This window comes from Alteromonas sp. MMG017 (assembly GCF_018100795.1).
Classification (GTDB): Bacteria; Pseudomonadota; Gammaproteobacteria; order Enterobacterales; family Alteromonadaceae; genus Alteromonas.
Genome location: NZ_JAGJDY010000006.1, coordinates 22740 through 42716, shown reverse-complemented (window position 1 = coordinate 42716; position 19977 = coordinate 22740). Strand labels below are relative to the sequence as shown.

Below are 19977 nucleotides of genomic sequence, written 5' to 3'. Positions count from 1 at the left end.
TTTCTGCCGGCGTTGATAGTCTTCTCGTCATGTAACTGTCATATCCAATTTTTACCTTACGTTCTTGCCGTACGTTTTGCCGTATTTTTACCATTTTTGGGCATCACAAATTATTCACTGCACACTACTTATGGATTAAGAATGAAAATTAAAACCCGTTATTCTGCGTTACGCATTGCCTGTATTGCTGCGCTTGGCCTTTCACTGTCTCATCAAGCCTTAGCCGCCAATGGCGCCATTACGGGTACACTCAACGACGCCGCTGAAGCGCGCGTATACGTAGGCGCTAAAGTTCGACTGGTAGAGCTGAACCTAATCACTGAATCTCGTCGCGACGGTAGCTTTCGCTTCTCGGGTGTACCAGCGGGTACTTATACCTTAGAGGTTTCTTATTTAGGAGAAGAAACGGTAACGCAGAAAGTTACAGTAAAGGATGATGCAACTGTACGCCCTGCTATTGAGGTGGGTGAAGGTGACGAACTTGAAGAATTATTAGTACTAGGTCAACGCAGCAGCCAAGCCAGTGCCATAAACCAACAGCGAGTATCTAATCGCATATCTAATGTGGTCTCTGCCGATGCCATAGGTCAATTTCCCGATCAAAACGCCGCTGAGTCATTGCAACGTTTACCTGGCTTGTCGATAGAGCGCGACCAAGGCGAAGGCCGATTTGTGGGTATTCGCGGTATCGATCCAAATTTAAATAACGTAACCATTAATGGCCTTAACATTCCTTCGCCTGAATCTGGCGTACGCTCGGTGGCATTAGATGTTATTCCTTCCGAACTGATTCAAACCCTTGAAGTGTCGAAGTCGGTCACCCCTGATATGGATGGAGATGCCATTGGTGGCTCTGTTGAAGTAACCAGTGTTAGCGCCTTCGACAAACAACAAGACACTGCGAGTATTACCGTACAAGGAAGCCAAAACGATTTGCGTGATGAAGTTAGCCCCAAAATTTCAGGTACTATTACGCAAAAACTATCGCCAGATTGGGGCGTAGCAGCAGCCTTGTCTTACTTTGACCGAGACTTTGGCTCTGACAACGTAGAAAGCAACGGCGATGATGAAGTAGAACAACGCCAATACACCATTACCCGAGAGCGTTTAGGGGCAGCGGTTAACCTTGATTACCGCCCAGATTTTAATAACCAGTATTACCTTCGCACGCTTTACAGTGAATTTTCAGACGAAGAATACCGGTTAAGCAACACCTTCACGCTAGACGGTGAAGACTCAGAAATTGAGCGTGGCAGTAAAGACAGAAAAGAAACCCAGAGTATCTTTACGGTAGCCCTTGGCGGTGAACATCAATTACAAACCTGGAAAGCCGACTGGCAATTAGGCTATGCCAAATCTGATGAAGATGAGCCAGACGCGCTCTACTATAACTTTGTGACAGAAAACGACAGTATTGATGCCAACTTAAACACTATTCGCCCTGCCATAACACACGATGCTGATGCAGTAGATTTATCAACCTATGAGCTTGATGAAATTGCATTTGAAGACAACTACACCAAAGACACTGAAACCAGTTTTAAACTTGATTTGGCTCGCCCCGTCAACGTTGGCAGCTATATAGGTGAGTTAAAATTAGGGACTAAGTACCGTAGCCGTGAAAAAGACAGAGACAGCAGTATCTTCATTTACGATGGTGACTTCGACAATATAGACCCGTCAGACTTTGGTGATAGCTCACCAGACTATTCATTGGGTGATTTTGGCCCAGGGTTGTCTCGTTCAGCTATGCGTGATTATTTTACCACCAACCGCACTGCACTAGAATTGGCTGAACTTGATTCAGAAATTGAATCTAACGGTGCCACCTACGTTAACGAAGAAGACATCTTTGCCGCTTATATTATGGGTAGTGTTGATATTGATAAGCTTCATATTGTGGCTGGTGTACGCTACGAGCGCACTGATTTCAGTACTTCTGGTATGCGTGTTGAGCTTATTGAAAATGAAGAAACCGATGTGGAAGATGTGGTAAACACGGTTTGGGAAGCTGAGCGTGATTATGATCATTGGTTACCTAGCATCAATGCGCGCTACGCTTTTTCAGATAAGCTTCAACTTCGCGCCGCTTATACCCAAACTATTTCACGGCCTAAATTTGAAGATGTCGCTGCGTTCCAAATTATCGAAAGCAAAACCGAAGAAGATGACGGCGTATTTGTTACCGAGCGTGAAGCAGAAGTGGGCAACCCAGAGCTTCAACCTTACGAAGCACAAAACCTTGATGTGTCTTTAGAGTATTACCCTGGGGATATTGGCGTACTGTCAGCCGGTTATTTCTACAAAGATATTGATAACTTTGTAGTGTATGCCGATGTAGCAGGCACTGAAGGTTGGGAAGACTACGATGAAGCTATTCAAGCAATTAACGGTGAGAGCGCCAGCTTACACGGGCTAGAATTGTCGTGGGTCAAAGCATTCAATAACGGCTTTTTAGTGGCAGCAAACGCAACCTTCACAGATTCAGACGCTACCACCATTTTAGATGGTGAAAAGTTTGAAACCCAATTACCAAATCAGTCTGACACCATTGGAAATCTTACCTTTGGCTACGAAGCCAATGACTTTAGCCTGCGCTTAGCCATGACGTACAAAAGTGAAAACTTTGAAGAGATTGACGGTGACATGCTGCGCTTTGAAGATGAACATGCCCAGTTAGACTTTACTGCTAAGTATTTCATTAACGATGATATGCAGGTGTATTTCAACGCTATCAATATTAATAACGAGCCATTTTATAATTACTTCGACTCGCGCACTAACAACGCCCAATTTGAAGAATATGGCCGCACCTTTGAACTAGGTTTTACATGGCAAATGCGCTAATTAGCGCATTGTTTAATCCGTATTGTAAAACTGTGTTCACGTTAAACCCTAAAACGTCATACACCAGCGTTTAAAAAATGGGCGCGCTATAAGCGCGCCCTTATTAGAGATAAGTTCATGCGCGTACTATTGCTTCTCTTTGCCTTTTTGTCACTTACATGCCAAGGGCAAACCACATCACACGATTACTACCAACAACACCACATTAATAATTTTGAAGTTCAAGATAATGCTTCTAACTTTTTAGTGGTAGGTGACTGGGGCCGCAACGGCCATTTTTATCAACATAATGTACAAAAGCCTAACGCTGTAACAAAAGGAACTGGCAATGAATAAAGTGAATAACAAACTTATAAAATTTGCCATAAAAACAAGCCAATTAGGCTTTTGCTTAGCGGTTATGGCAAGCGCTAATGCATTTGCATCAAGCTCAACCGACCTTACGCTAACAGAAACAGGTGCTGGTGTTGCTGCTGAATCAGAAACAACGTACGAATTAAACGGCCGGACGATAAGCGTAACAATTAGTGAAACTAATGGCTTAACCGTTGCTGATAGCAAGAATATACTTGCGTCGCAAAAAGGCCACTTTGTTGCAGCCGGAAATTACCTAATTCCTAACGAATCAGTTGGTAAATCAAGTGCCGAGGCAGAAAGTACCAATGGTCCCTTTATCCAAACCTTAGTGTTTGATATTAATAGCCAACAAATACGTAGCTACACAATAGGCACTCAAAATACGTCAAACCACGCCATTAGCATTACCCAAACATCAGCGACTGACGTGAAAGATTCCGAAGCCTTATGTAGCGCTAAGATAGACAGCAAGCTACAGTTCATCAATATAGATGCGTTGGGTATGCTCACCCAATATTTGGCTATACCGGCTAAAAGCGGTAGCGCGCTCACGGTTCATCCGCTACGAACACTGGCGATTGGCCCAGGTATAAAAAGCTGTGCGCTTGGGGTGAGCGACCACACACCTAATTTCACCGTTTCTGACTCCAAAGTTTCTGATGCCGAAACTTCTCACGCAAGAACAAAACATATTGAGCAAACTATTTATTTGGCTGACGAATACGCCGGTGTTTGGGCCATGCCTGCAGATGAAGAAGCTGAGGTCGAGCGCACGCTCATTTTCAATCAGCCTGACACGCCGGTAGAGGGGGTCGCCACCCTTAATAGGGTTGAGGCACACAAGACGGTTCTCGCTAGCCTGATTACAAATAGCCCAGATACAAATAGATCGGCTGCAAATAGCTCACGTACAAAAAGCCCTGCTACAACAATTCTAGGTATACAAGAGACGGTTACTGCTTGGGTAAGCCCGGAACACAGTGGACTTTGGCTACACAACACGTGCGCCACAAACTTCTTTGGCTTTGATAAAGAGATAGCTCCAGAAGATATCGTGCTGTGGGTAAAAGGCGATACGGTTCACGCCAACATCTACGATGATAACTCTGGTGGCACGCTTACCACCAACATCACCCAGGCCATTGCAACGCTAAACAGCTGCCACACAAACCAAGCATCTCTTATCAAGACACCCACCTCTTTTAACGAGACGTCTTTTAACGAGACACCCATGCTTTCTGCTATAGAACTGAAGCCCATTTATGAAACCGATGTGGTGGAGAATTATGGTGATGCAGCAGATGATCCTGCTATTTGGGTAAACAAAAACAACCCGTCTAAAAGCGTGGTGATTGGCACTAACAAAAAAGGCAGCTTAAATGCCTATAACTTACAAGGTGAGTTAGTTGCATCCCACAAGGTAGGGCGAGTAAATAACGTGGGCGTGGCATATGATTGGGCGCCGCAACACGATATCGCGGTGGCCAGTAATCGAAGCAGCAATAGCATGTCGGTCTTTTTTATCGATAAGCAAACGGGCGAGCTAACGTTTAACACCAACATCCCTACCCCGCTAAACGATATATATGGGTTGTGCGTGTTTTCGATAAATAATCACACCCAAGTATTAGTTAATAGCACAGATGGCCAGTACTTACGCTATTTGTTGAACGCGCCAACTGATGTAAATAGTAACGCCATCGCGAAAACTAACACAAACACCTATACCAACAATGCGAGCATGACTGAAAAGGCAGATCATTCTCAGGTTTCTGCCACCTTAATTCACGACTTTACATTACCGTCTCAACCTGAAGGATGCGTTGTGGACAGTGATGCACAAATTGCCTACTTGGGAGAAGAAGGTGCTGGCATTTGGGCGTTAGATGTTTCTGAAATAAAAACAATGCCTTCATCAACGCGCGCTAAAGCCGCAAACAAGAATGCTTTAAACAGACTAATTAACAAGACACCCATGTTTATTGTTCCGATTGAATCACCGGTTACCGCAGATGTTGAAGGTTTGTCGTTATTTGATGTAGACGGTGTGCGCTATTTAATTGCTTCTAGCCAAGGCAATAATCAATACGCTGTGTATGAGAGCGAGTCACCTTATAACTTGGTGGGTATGATAAGCATTGGTGCAAATTATGATAAAGGCATTGATGGCGTGTCGGAAACCGATGGGCTTGAAACCACAAACGCCAATCTGGGCGGGCCATTTAAAAATGGGCTATTGGTGGTGCAAGATGGAAGAAATGTAATGCCTAGCCAAAGGCAGAACTTTAAGTTAGTAACAGGTGATGACTTAGCTGATGCAATTCGCTCTCATGTGAGCAATCGTAATTAGTAGATGCCTGTTCTCAAACATTAAGAAGGACTTGAGTTGTAAAGCAAAAGGGTAAGCGGATTGGCTTACCCTTTTTACTTTTAACATACTTAAAAACACTTCAAACGCTAGCTAGCGCGCTGATAGCCCGATCGAAGTTGTACGTCTATTGCTCGAAGCACTGCCGTTCGGTTAATACTTCCAACCAATACCCCATCGTCGTCAACCACAGGGTAAACGCGAGGTTTATCTTTAATAAGTAATTGTGCCAGTTCTATTACCGACAGATACGGTTTAATAACCACAACCGGTGCTTTCATTATTTCAGCCACTCGGCAAATCTGCTCTCGGTAGTAACTTGACGCTATCATTTGAGCAATGCAATCTTGCTCAGACAAAAAACCAATCACTTTACCTTTAATATCAATTACTGGGCCTCCACTTTGCCCGCAAGCCAACAAAGCCTCAACGGCTTCGGCCACTGTCATATCCCCATTTAGTTTCACGGGGTGAGTATTCATATAATCACTGACTAGCAACGATTCCATATTTCTCTCCCTGCCGCGGCGTCTTTTATAGTTTTAGACAGCGTGAAGACGAAACGGCACTGCTTGTTATAGTAATGATGTAACGCAATGTTATTTTTTTGTAATCAAATTATTTTTGTTACGCTTTAAGCCTAGTAGACGATGGCTATGACAGCTACTTTTTCTATTCGATTTTACTCACTAAAAACAGATTTTAAGCAACTGTTTAAACCAAATTGCGCACTTACCACAAATGTCACATAGCATACTGACTTAGGCTGCCTTTAACTCATTCAAAAATACGGCTATCTCGTTAATCGCATCTGGCAATACACTGTCTATTTCTAGCAACTTTTCATCCTTGGCGAGTCGCTCAATATCACTAAAACGACGCTGCACGATCACAGCGCCAATATCACCTGCCATTCCTTTAATGGTATGAGACACCAGTTTAATTTTAGAGACATCTTTGTCGTTTACAGCAGCTTTAATTTCGTCACATTTTCTAGGCACACTTTCAATAAACATTTCACATATTTTATCGAATAAAACTTGGTTATTCGCCAACCGTGACAAGGCGCGTGACTTTTCCCAAACGGGTGTATCGCTTCCTTCTGACGATGATGAAGATACTGAGGAGGGCGAGGATTGCGAGGAAGATAAGGAAGATGGAGAAACTGGAAAAGACTCTGTAAAGCCCGATAACGCTACCAAAGCGGGACGCTCACTTGCAGATTCGCCATGCCTTACTTGTGTTTCGCCCAGTACTGATTTACCTAAAAATTGCGGGCTGTAGGCAGACTGGATCCAGTTGATAATTTTAGGCTCTACCATGCTGGCCACTATAGGTTTAGTGACGTAGTCGCTCATGCCTGCTGCAATGCACTTTTCTTTTTCTCCTAACATCGCATTGGCTGTCATAGCAATGATGGGAATTTGTTGATGCACTTGCCCTGCGCGGCCATCTCGAATAGCGCTAGTACTCGCATACCCATCCATTATGGGCATTTGGCAGTCCATCAAAATACAGTGAAGGTAGTGCCCTTCTTTTTCGCATTCCCTAACAATATCTAGCGCCTGTTCACCGTTGCTAGCAATTTTTACCGAAACGGGCAAATTATCAAGTACCCCTTTCGCCACTTCTATATTAATAGCGTTGTCATCCACTATCAGCACATGAGCCCCAGCAATACTCTCTTTTTCTATATCCGTCGCATTCGATTCTACTTGCTGTGTAGCTTGATTTTCTATTAACTCCGGAGAAGCGCTATCAACTACTTTTAAAAATTCAGATTTCAATAAGGGTTTTGTTAAAATAGCCGGGGTAAAGTTAGCGTAATACGTGGTTTGCTTTCCAATACTTTGCAACATACAGATGCGAGGAATGGATATTTGCTTCGCCAAGTTTTCCCAATTTTCGTCTACTACCGACAATATGGGGTTGTTGTAATCGGTGACGATGACATCAATAGTTTCCCAAGAAACTTCTTCGAAAGACACGATGTCGGTATAGGTTTCTACACTGCTACCACCTTCGCTAGTGATTAAGGTATTAATGTTTTGTGCAAGCGGTGGATACTGAGCAAACACAGCTAAACGCAAACCGTCCATTTTATTAGATAACGCCAAGTTTTGCTGACTATCAGCGGAAGTCGCATCCTCTACCGCAACCCAAAATGAAAAGACACTTCCTTGGCCTTGCGTGGAAGAAAAGTCGATATCTCCGCCCAACAATACACTAAGTTGCTTGCAGATAGATAAGCCCAGCCCCGTGCCGCCAAATCGTGTAGCAACAGAAGCATCTGCTTGGGTAAACGCGGTAAAAAGCTTTGACTGGTGCTCTTTGGCGATACCGATACCTGTGTCGGTTATCGACACATGAAGCTGGGCTTTGTCCTCGTCACTGCCTTTAAGTGATGCAGTAAGCGCCACATGCCCCCGTTCGGTAAATTTGATGGCATTATTCACCAAGTTGCTAATAATCTGAGAAACACGATGTGGATCTGACACCAAGGTTTCAGCTTTTAACCCCGTGGTATCGACAAGGAATTCTAAGCCTTTGTTATGGGCTCTTACTGCCAGTGAAGAAGATAAGGTTTCTATTAAGTTGACTGGATTAAACGCTTGCACGTTTAAATCTAATTTCCCCGCTTCAATTTTTGACATATCTAGTATGTCATTAATTAACACACTTAAATTGTTACAACTCACATCCATCATAGCTGCAAGTTGTTCAGCCTTAGAAGACAGAGGCTGGCGCTTTAACAAATTGAGCGACCCGACTATACCGTTTAATGGGGTTCGCATTTCATGGCTGATACTGGAGATAAACGCACTTTTCACCTGACTTGCCTGCTGCGCTTCATCACGTGCTTCTGCTAGTTCCTTAGTGCGACTTAGCACCTTTTCTTCAAGCGCTAAGTTGTTTTTCTCGATAGCCCGTTGGGTGTTACGTTGCTCGGTAATATCGCGTAAAACCACTGCCACACCAGAGTATTGACTTTGTTCGCCCCAGATAGGAGACACAGTAACCGCTAGGCAATTTTCAATACCTGAGGTTTGTTTATACAAAATTTCATCCTGAAAATAGCCGGTTTGCGTAATTTCAGCATTAAGATATTTGTCCCATGATATTGGACGTATCGACTCAAATGAACTGTAGTGATGCCCTAAAATAGTTGAACTTGGTAGCCTAAATAACCGCTCTGCGGCCATATTCCAACTTTTCACTATGCCTGTATTATCCATACTGACTATGGCGTCACTAGACCCAGCCACAATAGCGGCAGACTCTCCTCGCGCTTCTGCCAGCTCATAACTTTTAGCGGCATTTCGATGAAAAAACAGCAGTACCGCAGCAAACAAAAGAGACATTGCCAAAAGAAAGCCATAAACCGCCAATCGTCTTTCATTCATTAAATTGGTAATCGTTTTTGCCGGTATAGCAAGATGCACGTAAATAAATTTTTGGCTCGGTGAGCTACTTACAATGACTCTTCGACTTGCTACGTATATCTCACTTTTCTTCCCATCTATGCGATTTATTAACGGGCGAACCCCTTCAGATAAAGGGGATGAAAATTCAGTATGCCACGTTTCTTCAGGCGACAAGTCTTTGCTAAAACTAAAGTTTTTTTCTGGGTGATAAATAAAATAGCCTTCATCATCAGTAAGGTAAAGTTGTTGAGGAAAAGATACAAACTGCTTCATACCAACTAACGCTACGGCCGTATTGACGTTCATAATTATAAAACCGAATCTATCACCATTACCTCTAAAAATAGGTAAGGAAAGACGGATTACAGGCTTATAAGGAAACTCGACTTTGCCGTATTCTCTATTAAGACTGATGCCTGACATGTACAGTTCGTTGCGAGATAACTTTGCACTTTCTTTGTAATAATCTCTTGTGCCCTTTTTTTGCAGATCTACGCTATCTATCGCCGCTATTTTTAAACCGTCTCTTTCAACCCGAACAAGCTCTTTTCCATCATCTTCGACACTGATAATTCGAAGTTGGTCAACTTCTTCATTATTTTCTAAAAAGGCAATAAAAATGGTTTCTATACGCCTTTTCCATACCGAAATGGAGGTGTTTTCTTGTGGATCTAGGCCATCATTTTCAATCGCTCGGGGGATACCTGATATGGGAGGCGTGGCGTGCAAAAACTTTAAATTATCGGCATATTGTGCAGCTTGACGATGGGTATAACCTTCTATCTCAAATGTGCGTTGATTAAGCTCGGATGACACTTCATCTAAAACGCTCTGCGAAAGGTTGCTTTCGAATAAAAGAGCAACAATCATAGTGACAAGAGCGGCCCCAACAACAACGAAACCAAGCACCTTTCGGGAGTACTTTACTCCCAATTTATGTTTTATAACCGCTGCCAAGGTAAATACATTCCAATTATCTGATATACATTAAAAACTAGTTTTAGATTTACAGATTGGCAAGTAATAGATTAAATTCGTTTTGAATAGCTAGGTTTGGTATTCAAACCCACGCAGTGTACACTGCCAGCATGATGACACTTATTCAAAAATGTAACCTAGAACATGCACGAACCTAGCTTTCTTTGGTACGATTTCGAAACATTCGGTACCAGTGGTCAAAAAGATTTACCTTGTCAGTTCGCCGCTATTAGAACCGATTTGGATTTTAATATTATTGGTAAGCCTATTAATATTATGAGCGCCATTGCTAACGATTATTTGCCCCACCCTGAAGCCTGTTTGGTTACCGGTATTACGCCTCAACAAACCTTACGTGACGGCTCGAACGAAGCTGATTTTGCCAAACGTATTTATGAAGAAATGTCGACCCCCAACACCTGTAGTTTGGGGTTTAATAGCATACGCTTCGATGATGAAGTCGCTCGTTTCTTGTTTTACCGAAACTTCTATGACCCTTATTCCAGAGAATGGCGAAATGGAAACAGCCGATGGGATATTATAGATTTAGCGCGAGCATGCTATGCACTTCGCCCTGATGGCATAAACTGGCCAACTCGTGACGATGGTACGCCTAGCTTCAAGCTAGAACACTTAACCAAAGAAAACGGCATAAGTCATGAAAACGCTCACGATGCATTAAGTGACGTTCATGCCACTATTGCACTAGCAAAGCTGATTAAAGAAAAGCAGCCTAGATTATTCGAATACGCTTACTCGCTTCGTAGTAAGCATAATGTGGCTAACCAATTTGATTTAACCAAGCCTTCCGTACTGTTGCATATTTCTGCTAAGTTGCCTGCTAGCCAAGGGTGTTGTACGTGGATAATGCCTGTTGCTAAACACCCTACCAACAGTAACGCGATTATTGCCGTAGACTTATCAAAGCCTATCGATAGCTTGCTTAACGATTCTCCTGAAGAGATAAAAGCCAAACTTTACGCGCGCTACGAGCCTGGCAATGATGCCAATAGTCTGCGCCCTGGGTTAAAGCTCATTCATATTAATCGCTCTCCTTTTGTGACTACTGCAAAAGCAATGACTGAAGATAACGCGCATAGATTAGGGTTAGACAGAGATGCTTGTCTTGAAAATTACCGTATTTTGGCGCAAGAGCGTGACTTAGGCATGAAGTTGTCAAAAGTATATGAAAGCGACGCAAACGATAAAGAGCAAGATATCGATCACGCCCTTTATAGCGGAGGTTTTTTAAGCACCGAAGATCGTCATTGGTGCGACAAAGTGCTGGAATCAAGCCCAGAACAACTAGGCGCCTTAGCTGAAGACACTCAGCATGTAGGCCTTAGGGCTTTATTGTTTAGATATAGAGCGCGTAACTACCCGTCTACGCTTACCTATGATGAAACTTTGAAGTGGCAACGACACCGCCAAGAGCGTTTAACCGACTCCACTTCGCCAGCATCAATTACGCTTGAGCATTATATGAGCACGTTAGAGCGCCTTGCTCATGAGCATGTTGATAACCCCGAAAAACAAGCGATATTAAGAGCATTATTTCAATATGCCGAAAACCTTTGACGGGACGCAACGAATCGCATTACATTAAACTTATGTCTAATGCATTACTGTAATCACAATAATGCATAAACACGCTTAAGTCTGCAGCGTTAAGGTCGATATTGACTATAGAAAAGTAAGCAAGACTGCTCAAAGGATGAATGTAGTAATGAACGGCGTAACCATAAGCTTTGATAAAACAAGAACCCATATTAACCTGACGCTGAACCCTTCAGAGTTTTCTAAAGAAATAGATATACGCCAAGTAAAAACGGAGTTAGCAACCGGTGAAACTAAGCGTTTATATGTTTCAGATGCGGCTTTAAAATCGGCTTGCGATACTGCTAATCATTACTTCAAAACCGGTGATAACACCCTGGTCCAAGAGCGAGTTGGTGAGAGAAGGAACGCTGAAATAGAGTTTCGTATTCCTGAAGACGCAATGACAGCCAATCTTGTGATCACGTCGCCCTACGGTGGTAAATCGCCCACGTTAAATACCATTAAGTCTTTAGCCTTAAAAAACAATATTCATCGAGGTCTTGGCACTCGAGTTATCGAAGCCATGTTGATGGAAGCTCGAAAATCACCTCCTGGCACCATTATTGAGCGGACAGTAGCAAAAGGCCTACCTGCTAGGAATGGACGTTCATCACGATTTATTCCTTTAGTGCCTAATGCACTTGAACGTATATTGAAACCGCAAACCAACGAAGGTGAGCGGGTTGATATGCGAAACCTAGGTGAGGTTATCTGCGTTAAAGTAGACACCCCTGTACTTCGCAGAACTGAGCCTACCCTTGGCAGAAGTGGCTTCGATGTGCGCGGTAGCAAGCTACCTCCTGTTCCTGGTGAATGGGTAGAGTTTCGCAAAGGCACTGGCACCGTTCAAGCCGATGACGATCAAAATTTACTGATGTCAGCCATTGCAGGTATGCCTAAATACCAAGACCAAACCATGAATATCGACGATACCTATATTTGCAACGGGGTTAATGTGGGTACTGGTCACGTAAATTATGAAGGCGCAGTGCTGGTTAATGGCGACGTAACGGAAAAAATGCAAATAAAAGCAGAAGGCGACGTTACCATAAACGGTTTTGTAGAGTCTGCTCACATAGAGTCTGGTGGCGATATAATTATCACCGAAGGCGCTATGGGGAAAGTGAATGACAGTGCGGGTGAATTCAACTGCCACCTTATAGCGAAAGGCAGTATTCACGTTCAGCATGGTCAAGGGATAGAAATTCAATGTTCGGGCAATATTACCGTTGGCCGTCAACTAGCTTACAGTAAGCTCCATTGTGGTGGCGCCGTTATTGTGGGTCAAATAGATAAGCCTATGGGTAACTTGTTTGCTTGCGATATTGTAAGTCAAGATAGAATAGAGGCTGGCACCCTTGGTGCGGTATCTGGCAGCATGCTTAAGGTTGATTTTAGCCCAGGCTTTGCACAACTACTTGAACGCAAAGATGCGTTAGACGAGCTTGTTCGCCAACTTCGCGAAAACAACAGCAAGCACAAAGAAAAAATTGATATTTTGAAAAGTAAAAAAGTGCCTAAAGAACTTAAAACAAAAGTGACTGAGGCCCTTGAAATGTTCAATAACGAGAATGCATTGCTTGATTGGATTGAAATGAAAGTGCTGGAAATTAACGATGCAAAAGTTCAGTACCAACAAGATATTAAGCTTATTGCCAATAAGAAGCTCTACCCTGGTGTTACAGCGAAATTGAACAATCGTAATTGGCGCTCAGAGCGTGAGTATGAAAGAGCCCACATTCATTATGATTCTCATCAATGGCATTACGAACCTATCATCTAAAGCGCTAACATTTAATTCGCTAACGCCTAAGACGCTAATAACTAAGCCGCTCATACTACGACATAAGGCAAGATATAAAGAGTATTAGCGTTTACTGCAGCAGGCTAGACGGCGCTTTCGTTGCTCGTTAGTCTGCTACTGATACCTTTGCTATCCCCAACCTTTTTGAGTAGTACAAGGCTTTCGTTGTGCGCTCAAACCAATCGGTGAAGTTTTCACTTTCTTTTAGTTCAGCCAAGCCCGCACTGACTTGCATTTTTGAATTGTTGGTAAGCACGTCTTGGTCGATACATTCTACTAATCGGTCAGCGAGAACACGCCCTGCATCTAAGGCAGTTTGTGGACATAAAATGATGAACTGCTCACCGGTGAAGCGTGACACAATGTCTACTTCTCTTACGGTCGCAAGACATTGAGACGCCACCTGCTTTAAAATATTTTCTCTATCGAACTCGCTTAACTCACCCCGACAATCGCGCTTAACCTCAATCTCCACAACAATTAACGATGCGGTAGTATGAAAACGGTGGAAGCGAGAAATTTCTTCTTCTGCTTTTTGAATCATGTGATTACGGTTGTAAAGCCCCGTCAGCGTATCATGGGCTGACAAAAATTCTAGGGTACGATTTCTGTCTAGCAACGTCGTTTGCAACGATTCTATTTCATCATTTTTCTGCTTCGTTAAACGTTTAAATTGTGAAACGGTTCTATTGCGCCATACTAAGCAAACAATGGCCAGCAATACGAAACACGTAGTTACCACGAGTTTGAAGTAATCCCGCTCATAACGGACCTGAACGTTATTCCACTGCTTATAAATATCAACCTTTCGGTTCTCTGGAATGGTTGCAATGGCCGTGTTTAAAATAGGGATAATATCGCGAGAAGATTTGTTAACGCCAAACGCAAGTGAGTCGAACGGTTCGGCATAACCCACAATGCTGACATTATCTACCTTTTGGTTATTAATAAGCGTATTGACACTTAATAATGATCCCACCATAACGTCGATGTCTCCCCTTGCCAATTCAGCAAGCCCTTCACTTTCCGTTTGTACAAGCTTGAGTCTTAACTCTGGATAATGCCTAGATATGTATTCTACTTGCCTGTAACCCTTCACTACCCCAACGGTTCTATGGCCAATGCCTGCGTAACCTTGCAAAATAGGCGTGCCTGAACGGGCAACTAAAATATTTGGTGCTTCAAAGTATGGCGTGGAGAAATCGAGAAACTGTTTTCTAAAGTCAGAAACATTCAGCATAGAGATGACTTGGCAGGTACCTTGCTGTACGTACGCCAAACTTTGTTCCCATGACTGAGTTGGCACAAGCTTGAAGGTTAAGCCAGAGAGTTCAGCAATAGTGTGAATGTAGTCGGCAGAAATACCAACATGGTTATTATTTCGTATAGCTTCGTAAGGTGCCCAGTCGGGATCGACACAATACGTCACCTCACGAGGAGCCGTGTTATTCATCGATTGCGGTTGAGAAACATTCTGTTGAAGCGCTTGTGCTGCTAATTCCACTGAGTAAGGAAGCGTAAGCAAAATTGCAAAGAAGACAAGGCGTAAACACCTGAAAGAAATCAAAAAGACCACCTAAATACAAATACGTAAAATGCGAAAAATCGCAAACAAGAGTATCTAACTTAGCGCCTGCAAATGCAACATCGGTCTAAACTAAAAAATCACGATACCAGCACATTCAGCCAAAATTTGGGCAATGTAGCGGCCATTTCGCTTCATAGTTACTAAATGCCGATATAACAGTTTAAAAGTTCGACATTTTTAAATAATAAAACGAACCTATGCAGCGACACAGAATGAACGCTCTATAGCAATAATTAAAACACAAATGGCACCGGTTTGCGGTGCCATTTACTAATAAGTCATGCTTTTTTTGACATCAATCAAGCTTGCTTATAGCATTTCAACGGCAAGCGCTACACCTTCCCCACCACCAATACATAAAGAGGCGATGCCTTTTTTCGCTTTCTTTTGGTTAAGCGCATGCAGCAAGGTAACTAGAATTCTCGCACCCGACGCACCAATGGGGTGGCCAAGCGCACATGCGCCGCCTTTTACATTCACTTTTCGCTCGTCTAATCCCAGTTTTTTCACAGCCAACATGGTTACCATGGCAAAAGCTTCATTAATTTCGAACAGGTCGACTTCATCTTTAGACCAACCTGCTTTTGAGAGCACATTTTCCATCGCGCCAACCGGTGCTACCGTGAAATTTTCTGGTTCTATAGAATGCGTGGCATGGGCCACCACTTTAGCTAGCGGCGTCAATCCCAACGCTTGCGCTTTAGATTCGCTCATCACTAATAAAGCCGCTGCACCATCTGATATAGAGCTAGAGTTTGCTGCGGTTACTGTGCCATCCTTTTTGAACGCAGGGCGAAGTGATGGAATTTTTTCTGGCCGCGCTGAGCCTGGGCCTTCATCAGTATCAACCACCACATCACCTTTGCGGCCAGAAATAGTCACATTCACAATTTCATCTTTGAAACTACCGCGGTTAATCGCTTCATTGGCTTTTGAAAGCGAGCTTAGTGCAAATTCATCCATTTGAGTGCGCGTAATATTTTCAGCATCGGCAGTATCTTGGGCAAAACACCCCATTGCTTTTCCGTCGTAAGCATTTTCAAGGCCATCCAACATCATATGGTCGAGTACCTGTCCGTGCCCCATACGATAGCCTGTTCGTGCTTTTGGCAACATATAAGGCGCATTGCTCATGCTTTCAAACCCACCCGCTACAACGACTTCAGCACTACCCGCTTTAATTAAATCGTGCGCAAGCATGACCGCTTTTAAACCCGAGCCACACACCTTGTTAATGGTGGTTACGCCAGCACTAAGAGGAAGTCCGGCGCCTAACGATGCCTGACGAGCTGGTGCCTGACCTAAGCCCGCAGGCAATACACACCCCATTATTACTTCGTCTATTTGGCTTACATCAAATGTGTCGCACACCGACTTAATGGCAGTGGAACCTAGTTCGGTGGCGGCTACTCCAGACAGACTGCCATTGAAGCCCCCCATTGGTGTGCGCTTTGCTGCTACGATCACTACTGTTTCATTACTCATCACTCGAACTCCTAACCACTTGTAATTTATGGAATAATATTCAACTAACTTTACTTTCGTATAAAAATGTAGACACCCATGTTTAGATAAGCGAACTATCTCACATATGAAAAATTGACGTTAGCAAAATGTTACTTTACCTTAACGTAAAAGGTAATTAACGTTAACGTAAACCTCAATATATTTAGTGTCAAGAATCCCCTTCTATTAAGGGAACGTCTTTTGTAAACGGCATAAGACAACGACATAAGGCCAAAGGTACGTGTTATGAATAACAACGAGAAAGAGTCGGTATTCGCTATAGGTGAACTGGCAAAAGAGTTCGATATAACTCACCGATCCATTCGCTTTTATGAAGAGCAAGGGCTGCTTAGCCCCAAGCGTACCGGGCAGAACCGTGTGTATGACAACAAAGATAGAGTGAGACTAATGCTCATTCTTAGAGGGAAACGATTGGGGTTTTCCTTAGCTGAAGTTAAAACCTTATTCGAAATGTACGACACCAACGCCAATTCCGCCGTTCAACTAGGCACTATGTTGGAAATGACCGCACAAAAACGCGCTGTACTTCATCAGCAGCTTGAAGATATTCAAAGCTTGATGCAAGAACTCGATGAAGTAGAAGCACGATGCCGTGAAGAGCTAGCGGAATTAGAACAAGGAAAAATTGCATGAATACCTCTTACCCTACACTGAACTTTGATCTTGGCGAAGATATTGATTTATTGCGCGATCAAGTCTTTCAATTTGCACAAAATGAAATTGCGCCCTTAGCGGAAGAAGCCGACGCTAATAATCAATTCCCCAATGCATTATGGCCCAAGTTAGGTGAAATGGGATTGTTGGGTGTTACCGTATCAGAGCAATATGGTGGTGCCGATATGGGTTATTTAGCCCATACCATAGCAATGGAAGAAGTGAGCCGAGCATCTGCGGGGATTGGCCTGAGCTATGGTGCGCATTCTAATTTGTGCGTAAACCAAATTTTTAGAAACGGAAACGACGAACAGAGAGAGAAATATCTACCCAAATTAGTGTCGGGTGAACACATTGGTGCGTTAGCCATGAGTGAGCCTAATGCGGGTTCAGATGTAGTGAGCATGAAATTACGTGCTGAAAAACGCGGTGATAAATATATCTTAAACGGCAACAAAATGTGGATCACCAATGGTCCAGATGCCCATACCTTTGTCATTTACGCTAAAACAGACCCACAAGCCGGCCCCAAAGGGATCACCGCATTTATTGTGGAACATGATTTCCCTGGCTTTACCCGTGCACAAAAGCTCGACAAATTAGGCATGCGTTCTTCAAACACCTGTGAACTTGTGTTTCAAGACTGTGAAGTACCTGCAGCAAATATTCTAGGTAAAGAAGGCGAAGGCGTACGGGTATTAATGAGCGGGCTAGATTACGAGCGCTTAGTATTGTCAGGAGGTCCGTTAGGCATTATGCAAGCCTGCATGGACGTGGTTGTCCCCTATATTCATGACAGAGAGCAATTTGGACAATCTATTGGTCAATTTCAACTTGTTCAGGGCAAAGTTGCCGATATGTATACCCAAATGAACGCCGCCAGAGCGTATGTGTATACCGTTGCAAAATCGTGCGACCGCGGTGATACCACCCGAAAAGACGCCGCTGGCGCCATACTATATTCTGCAGAATTAGCCACCAAGATGGCCTTAGACGCTATTCAGCTTCTAGGTGGTAACGGTTATATCAACGAGTATTCCACAGGCAGATTACTAAGAGATGCCAAGTTATATGAAATTGGTGCGGGTACATCAGAAATTCGCCGAATGCTTATTGGCCGCGAACTGTTCAACGAATCAAAATAAAAACGCGCTCACATTTAACGACAGACTGCGCAGTCTTAGTCATTTCTAAGCTGCGCTGAACAATCAGGAGGGGGTATGCCCGTTCTACGTTCAAAGATAAATACAAAATCAGACACCTTTGTTGCCAACGCGCAGCATATGCAAGCACAAGTAAACGACTTGGTTGCAAAGATAGAACAAGTTTCAATGGGTGGCGGTGCACAAGCTGCCCAGCGCCATCAATCTCGTGGAAAATTGCTTCCCCGAGACAGAATTAACGCCTTAATTGACGACAACACACCTTTTTTGGAAATAGGCCAATTGGCGGCGTGGGAAGTGTACGACGATTATGTACCTTGCGCGGGTGTAGTAGCCGGTATTGGTTGTGTGTCGGGTATTGAGTGCATGATAGTAGCTAACGATGCCACGGTAAAAGGCGGCAGTTACTACCCGCTTACCGTGAAAAAGCACTTACGCGCACAAACTATTGCAGAAGAAAATAACCTTCCGTGTATTTACTTGGTAGATTCAGGTGGTGCTAACCTACCCTATCAAGATGAAGTGTTTCCTGACAAAGAACACTTTGGCCGTATTTTCTTTAACCAAGCCAATATGTCGGCAAAGAATATTCCGCAAATTGCGGTGGTGATGGGTTCATGCACCGCTGGCGGCGCTTATGTACCTGCCATGGCGGACGAAAGCATCATTGTAAAAGAACAAGCCACCATCTTTTTAGGTGGACCACCTCTGGTGAAAGCCGCGACAGGTGAAGTGGTAAGCGCCGAAGAGCTTGGCGGTGGTGATGTGCATACCCGTATTTCAGGGGTGGCAGACCAATTAGCGAATAACGATCATCACGCGCTATCCCTTGCTAGAAATGCGGTTTCTAGGCTTAACCGTACCAAAAATGTAGCGTTAGATGTGGCAGAGCCAAAGCCACCTCGTTTCGGTGCCAAAGAAATTTACGGCATTGTTCCCGCCGATTCAAAGCAGACTTATGATGTAAGAGAAATCATCGCTCGAGTAGTCGATGATTCAGACTTTGATGAATTCAAACCTTTATATGGCACTACTTTAGTCTGCGGTTTTGCGCGCATCTTCGGCTATCCTGTAGGCATTATCGGCAATAATGGCATTTTATTCGGCGAAAGTGCGCTTAAAGGCGCACATTTCGTTGAATTGTGCGCAATGCGTAAAATACCCCTCGTATTTTTACAAAACATCACCGGTTTTATGGTGGGGAAACAGTACGAACATGGCGGGATAGCTAAACACGGTGCCAAAATGGTGACCGCCGTTGCATGTGCCCAGGTACCAAAAATCACCATTCTAATTGGCGGGAGTTTTGGGGCAGGAAACTACGGCATGTGTGGCCGTGGGTACGACCCAAGATTCTTATTCATGTGGCCTAATGCCCGCATATCGGTAATGGGCGGCGAACAAGCCGCTGGCGTATTGGCCCAAGTGAAGCGAGATCAAAAAGAACGTGCAGGTGAAACTTGGACCGACGAGCAAGAACACGCCATCAAACAACCGGTCATCGACACCTACGAAAAACAAGGGCACCCATATTATGCATCAGCCAGATTATGGGACGACGGCGTTATCGACCCTGCCGATACCCGCACGGTGTTAGGTCTTTCGTTATCTGCGGCATTAAATCAACCTATACCAGACACCCGTTTCGGTGTCTTTCGTATGTAGTT

12 protein-coding genes are annotated in these 19977 nt (G+C 43.8%); 8 read left to right on the top strand and 4 right to left on the bottom strand.

The genetic code is table 11. The annotated features are described in order from the left end of the window. Positions 1-141 precede the first annotated feature (141 nt). The 3 genes from J8L84_RS10645 to J8L84_RS10635 all read left to right on the top strand — a co-directional run bounded on the left by J8L84_RS10645 (position 142) and on the right by J8L84_RS10635 (position 5554). On the top strand, positions 142-2847 hold the full coding sequence (locus tag J8L84_RS10645; protein WP_211070690.1) for a TonB-dependent receptor: 2706 nt from the start codon (positions 142-144) through the stop codon (positions 2845-2847). Positions 2848-2964: 117 nt separating this feature from the next. Next, a complete protein-coding gene (locus J8L84_RS10640) occupies positions 2965-3183 on the top strand; it encodes a hypothetical protein (protein ID WP_211070689.1) in 219 nt (72 codons plus the stop codon). After that, positions 3176-5554: a phytase gene (locus J8L84_RS10635; RefSeq protein ID WP_211070688.1), complete on the top strand. Its 2379-nt coding sequence runs from the start codon at positions 3176-3178 to the stop codon at positions 5552-5554. The genes J8L84_RS10640 and J8L84_RS10635 overlap by 8 nt, the downstream gene beginning before the upstream one ends. A 107-nt stretch (positions 5555-5661) precedes the next feature. On the opposite strand, the gene J8L84_RS10630 is transcribed toward J8L84_RS10635, so the two are convergent. Both J8L84_RS10630 and J8L84_RS10625 read right to left on the bottom strand, forming a co-directional pair. After that, entirely contained in the window at positions 5662-6081 is a 420-nt protein-coding gene (locus J8L84_RS10630) for a CBS domain-containing protein (protein WP_159530916.1), read from the bottom strand. Positions 6082-6333: 252 nt separating this feature from the next. Further along, positions 6334-9867, bottom strand: coding sequence for an ATP-binding protein (locus J8L84_RS10625; RefSeq protein WP_211070687.1), 3534 nt, complete (start codon positions 9865-9867; stop codon positions 6334-6336). Positions 9868-10119: 252 nt separating this feature from the next. Here J8L84_RS10625 and sbcB point away from each other — a divergent pair, with 252 nt between their 5' ends. Further along, on the top strand, positions 10120-11553 hold the full coding sequence (gene sbcB / locus J8L84_RS10620; protein WP_211070686.1) for an exodeoxyribonuclease I: 1434 nt from the start codon (positions 10120-10122) through the stop codon (positions 11551-11553). Between the two features lie 148 nt (positions 11554-11701). Continuing rightward, on the top strand, positions 11702-13357 hold the full coding sequence (locus J8L84_RS10615; RefSeq protein ID WP_211070685.1) for a FapA family protein: 1656 nt from the start codon (positions 11702-11704) through the stop codon (positions 13355-13357). A 127-nt stretch (positions 13358-13484) separates the two neighbouring features. On the opposite strand, the gene J8L84_RS10610 is transcribed toward J8L84_RS10615, so the two are convergent. Both J8L84_RS10610 and J8L84_RS10605 read right to left on the bottom strand, forming a co-directional pair. After that, positions 13485-14954 carry a transporter substrate-binding domain-containing protein gene (locus J8L84_RS10610; RefSeq protein ID WP_348771832.1) on the bottom strand — a complete coding sequence of 490 codons (1470 nt, stop codon included), beginning with the start codon at positions 14952-14954 and terminating at the stop codon, positions 13485-13487. A gap of 321 nt (positions 14955-15275) precedes the next feature. Further along, entirely contained in the window at positions 15276-16451 is a 1176-nt protein-coding gene (locus J8L84_RS10605; protein WP_211070683.1) for a thiolase family protein, read from the bottom strand. A gap of 267 nt (positions 16452-16718) precedes the next feature. Between J8L84_RS10605 and J8L84_RS10600 the strand changes: the two genes are divergently transcribed. The 3 genes from J8L84_RS10600 to J8L84_RS10590 all read left to right on the top strand — a co-directional run bounded on the left by J8L84_RS10600 (position 16719) and on the right by J8L84_RS10590 (position 19975). Then, the gene (locus J8L84_RS10600) at positions 16719-17126 is read left to right on the top strand and encodes a MerR family DNA-binding transcriptional regulator (protein WP_211070682.1); all 408 of its coding nucleotides are present in this window, start codon (positions 16719-16721) and stop codon (positions 17124-17126) included. Beyond that, on the top strand, positions 17123-18292 hold the full coding sequence (locus J8L84_RS10595) for an isovaleryl-CoA dehydrogenase (RefSeq protein ID WP_211070681.1): 1170 nt from the start codon (positions 17123-17125) through the stop codon (positions 18290-18292). The genes J8L84_RS10600 and J8L84_RS10595 overlap by 4 nt, the downstream gene beginning before the upstream one ends. 75 nt (positions 18293-18367) lie before the next feature. Then, positions 18368-19975: a carboxyl transferase domain-containing protein gene (locus tag J8L84_RS10590; protein WP_211070680.1), complete on the top strand. Its 1608-nt coding sequence runs from the start codon at positions 18368-18370 to the stop codon at positions 19973-19975. Positions 19976-19977: the final 2 nt, after the last annotated feature.

Bases quoted from the DNA above. Each gene is read 5' to 3' on its own strand.
- J8L84_RS10615 (WP_211070685.1), top strand. From the start codon at position 11,702: ATGAACGGCGTAACCATAAGCTTTGATAAAACAAGAACCCATATTAAC.
- J8L84_RS10590 (WP_211070680.1), top strand. From the start codon at position 18,368: ATGCCCGTTCTACGTTCAAAGATAAATACAAAATCAGACACCTTTGTT.
- J8L84_RS10605 (WP_211070683.1), bottom strand. From the start codon at position 16,451: ATGAGTAATGAAACAGTAGTGATCGTAGCAGCAAAGCGCACACCAATG.
- J8L84_RS10595 (WP_211070681.1), top strand. From the start codon at position 17,123: ATGAATACCTCTTACCCTACACTGAACTTTGATCTTGGCGAAGATATT.
- J8L84_RS10645 (WP_211070690.1), top strand. From the start codon at position 142: ATGAAAATTAAAACCCGTTATTCTGCGTTACGCATTGCCTGTATTGCT.
- J8L84_RS10625 (WP_211070687.1), bottom strand. From the start codon at position 9,867: ATGATTGTTGCTCTTTTATTCGAAAGCAACCTTTCGCAGAGCGTTTTA.
- J8L84_RS10600 (WP_211070682.1), top strand. From the start codon at position 16,719: ATGAATAACAACGAGAAAGAGTCGGTATTCGCTATAGGTGAACTGGCA.
- J8L84_RS10640 (WP_211070689.1), top strand. From the start codon at position 2,965: ATGCGCGTACTATTGCTTCTCTTTGCCTTTTTGTCACTTACATGCCAA.
- J8L84_RS10630 (WP_159530916.1), bottom strand. From the start codon at position 6,081: ATGGAATCGTTGCTAGTCAGTGATTATATGAATACTCACCCCGTGAAA.
- sbcB (WP_211070686.1), top strand. From the start codon at position 10,120: ATGCACGAACCTAGCTTTCTTTGGTACGATTTCGAAACATTCGGTACC.
- J8L84_RS10635 (WP_211070688.1), top strand. From the start codon at position 3,176: ATGAATAAAGTGAATAACAAACTTATAAAATTTGCCATAAAAACAAGC.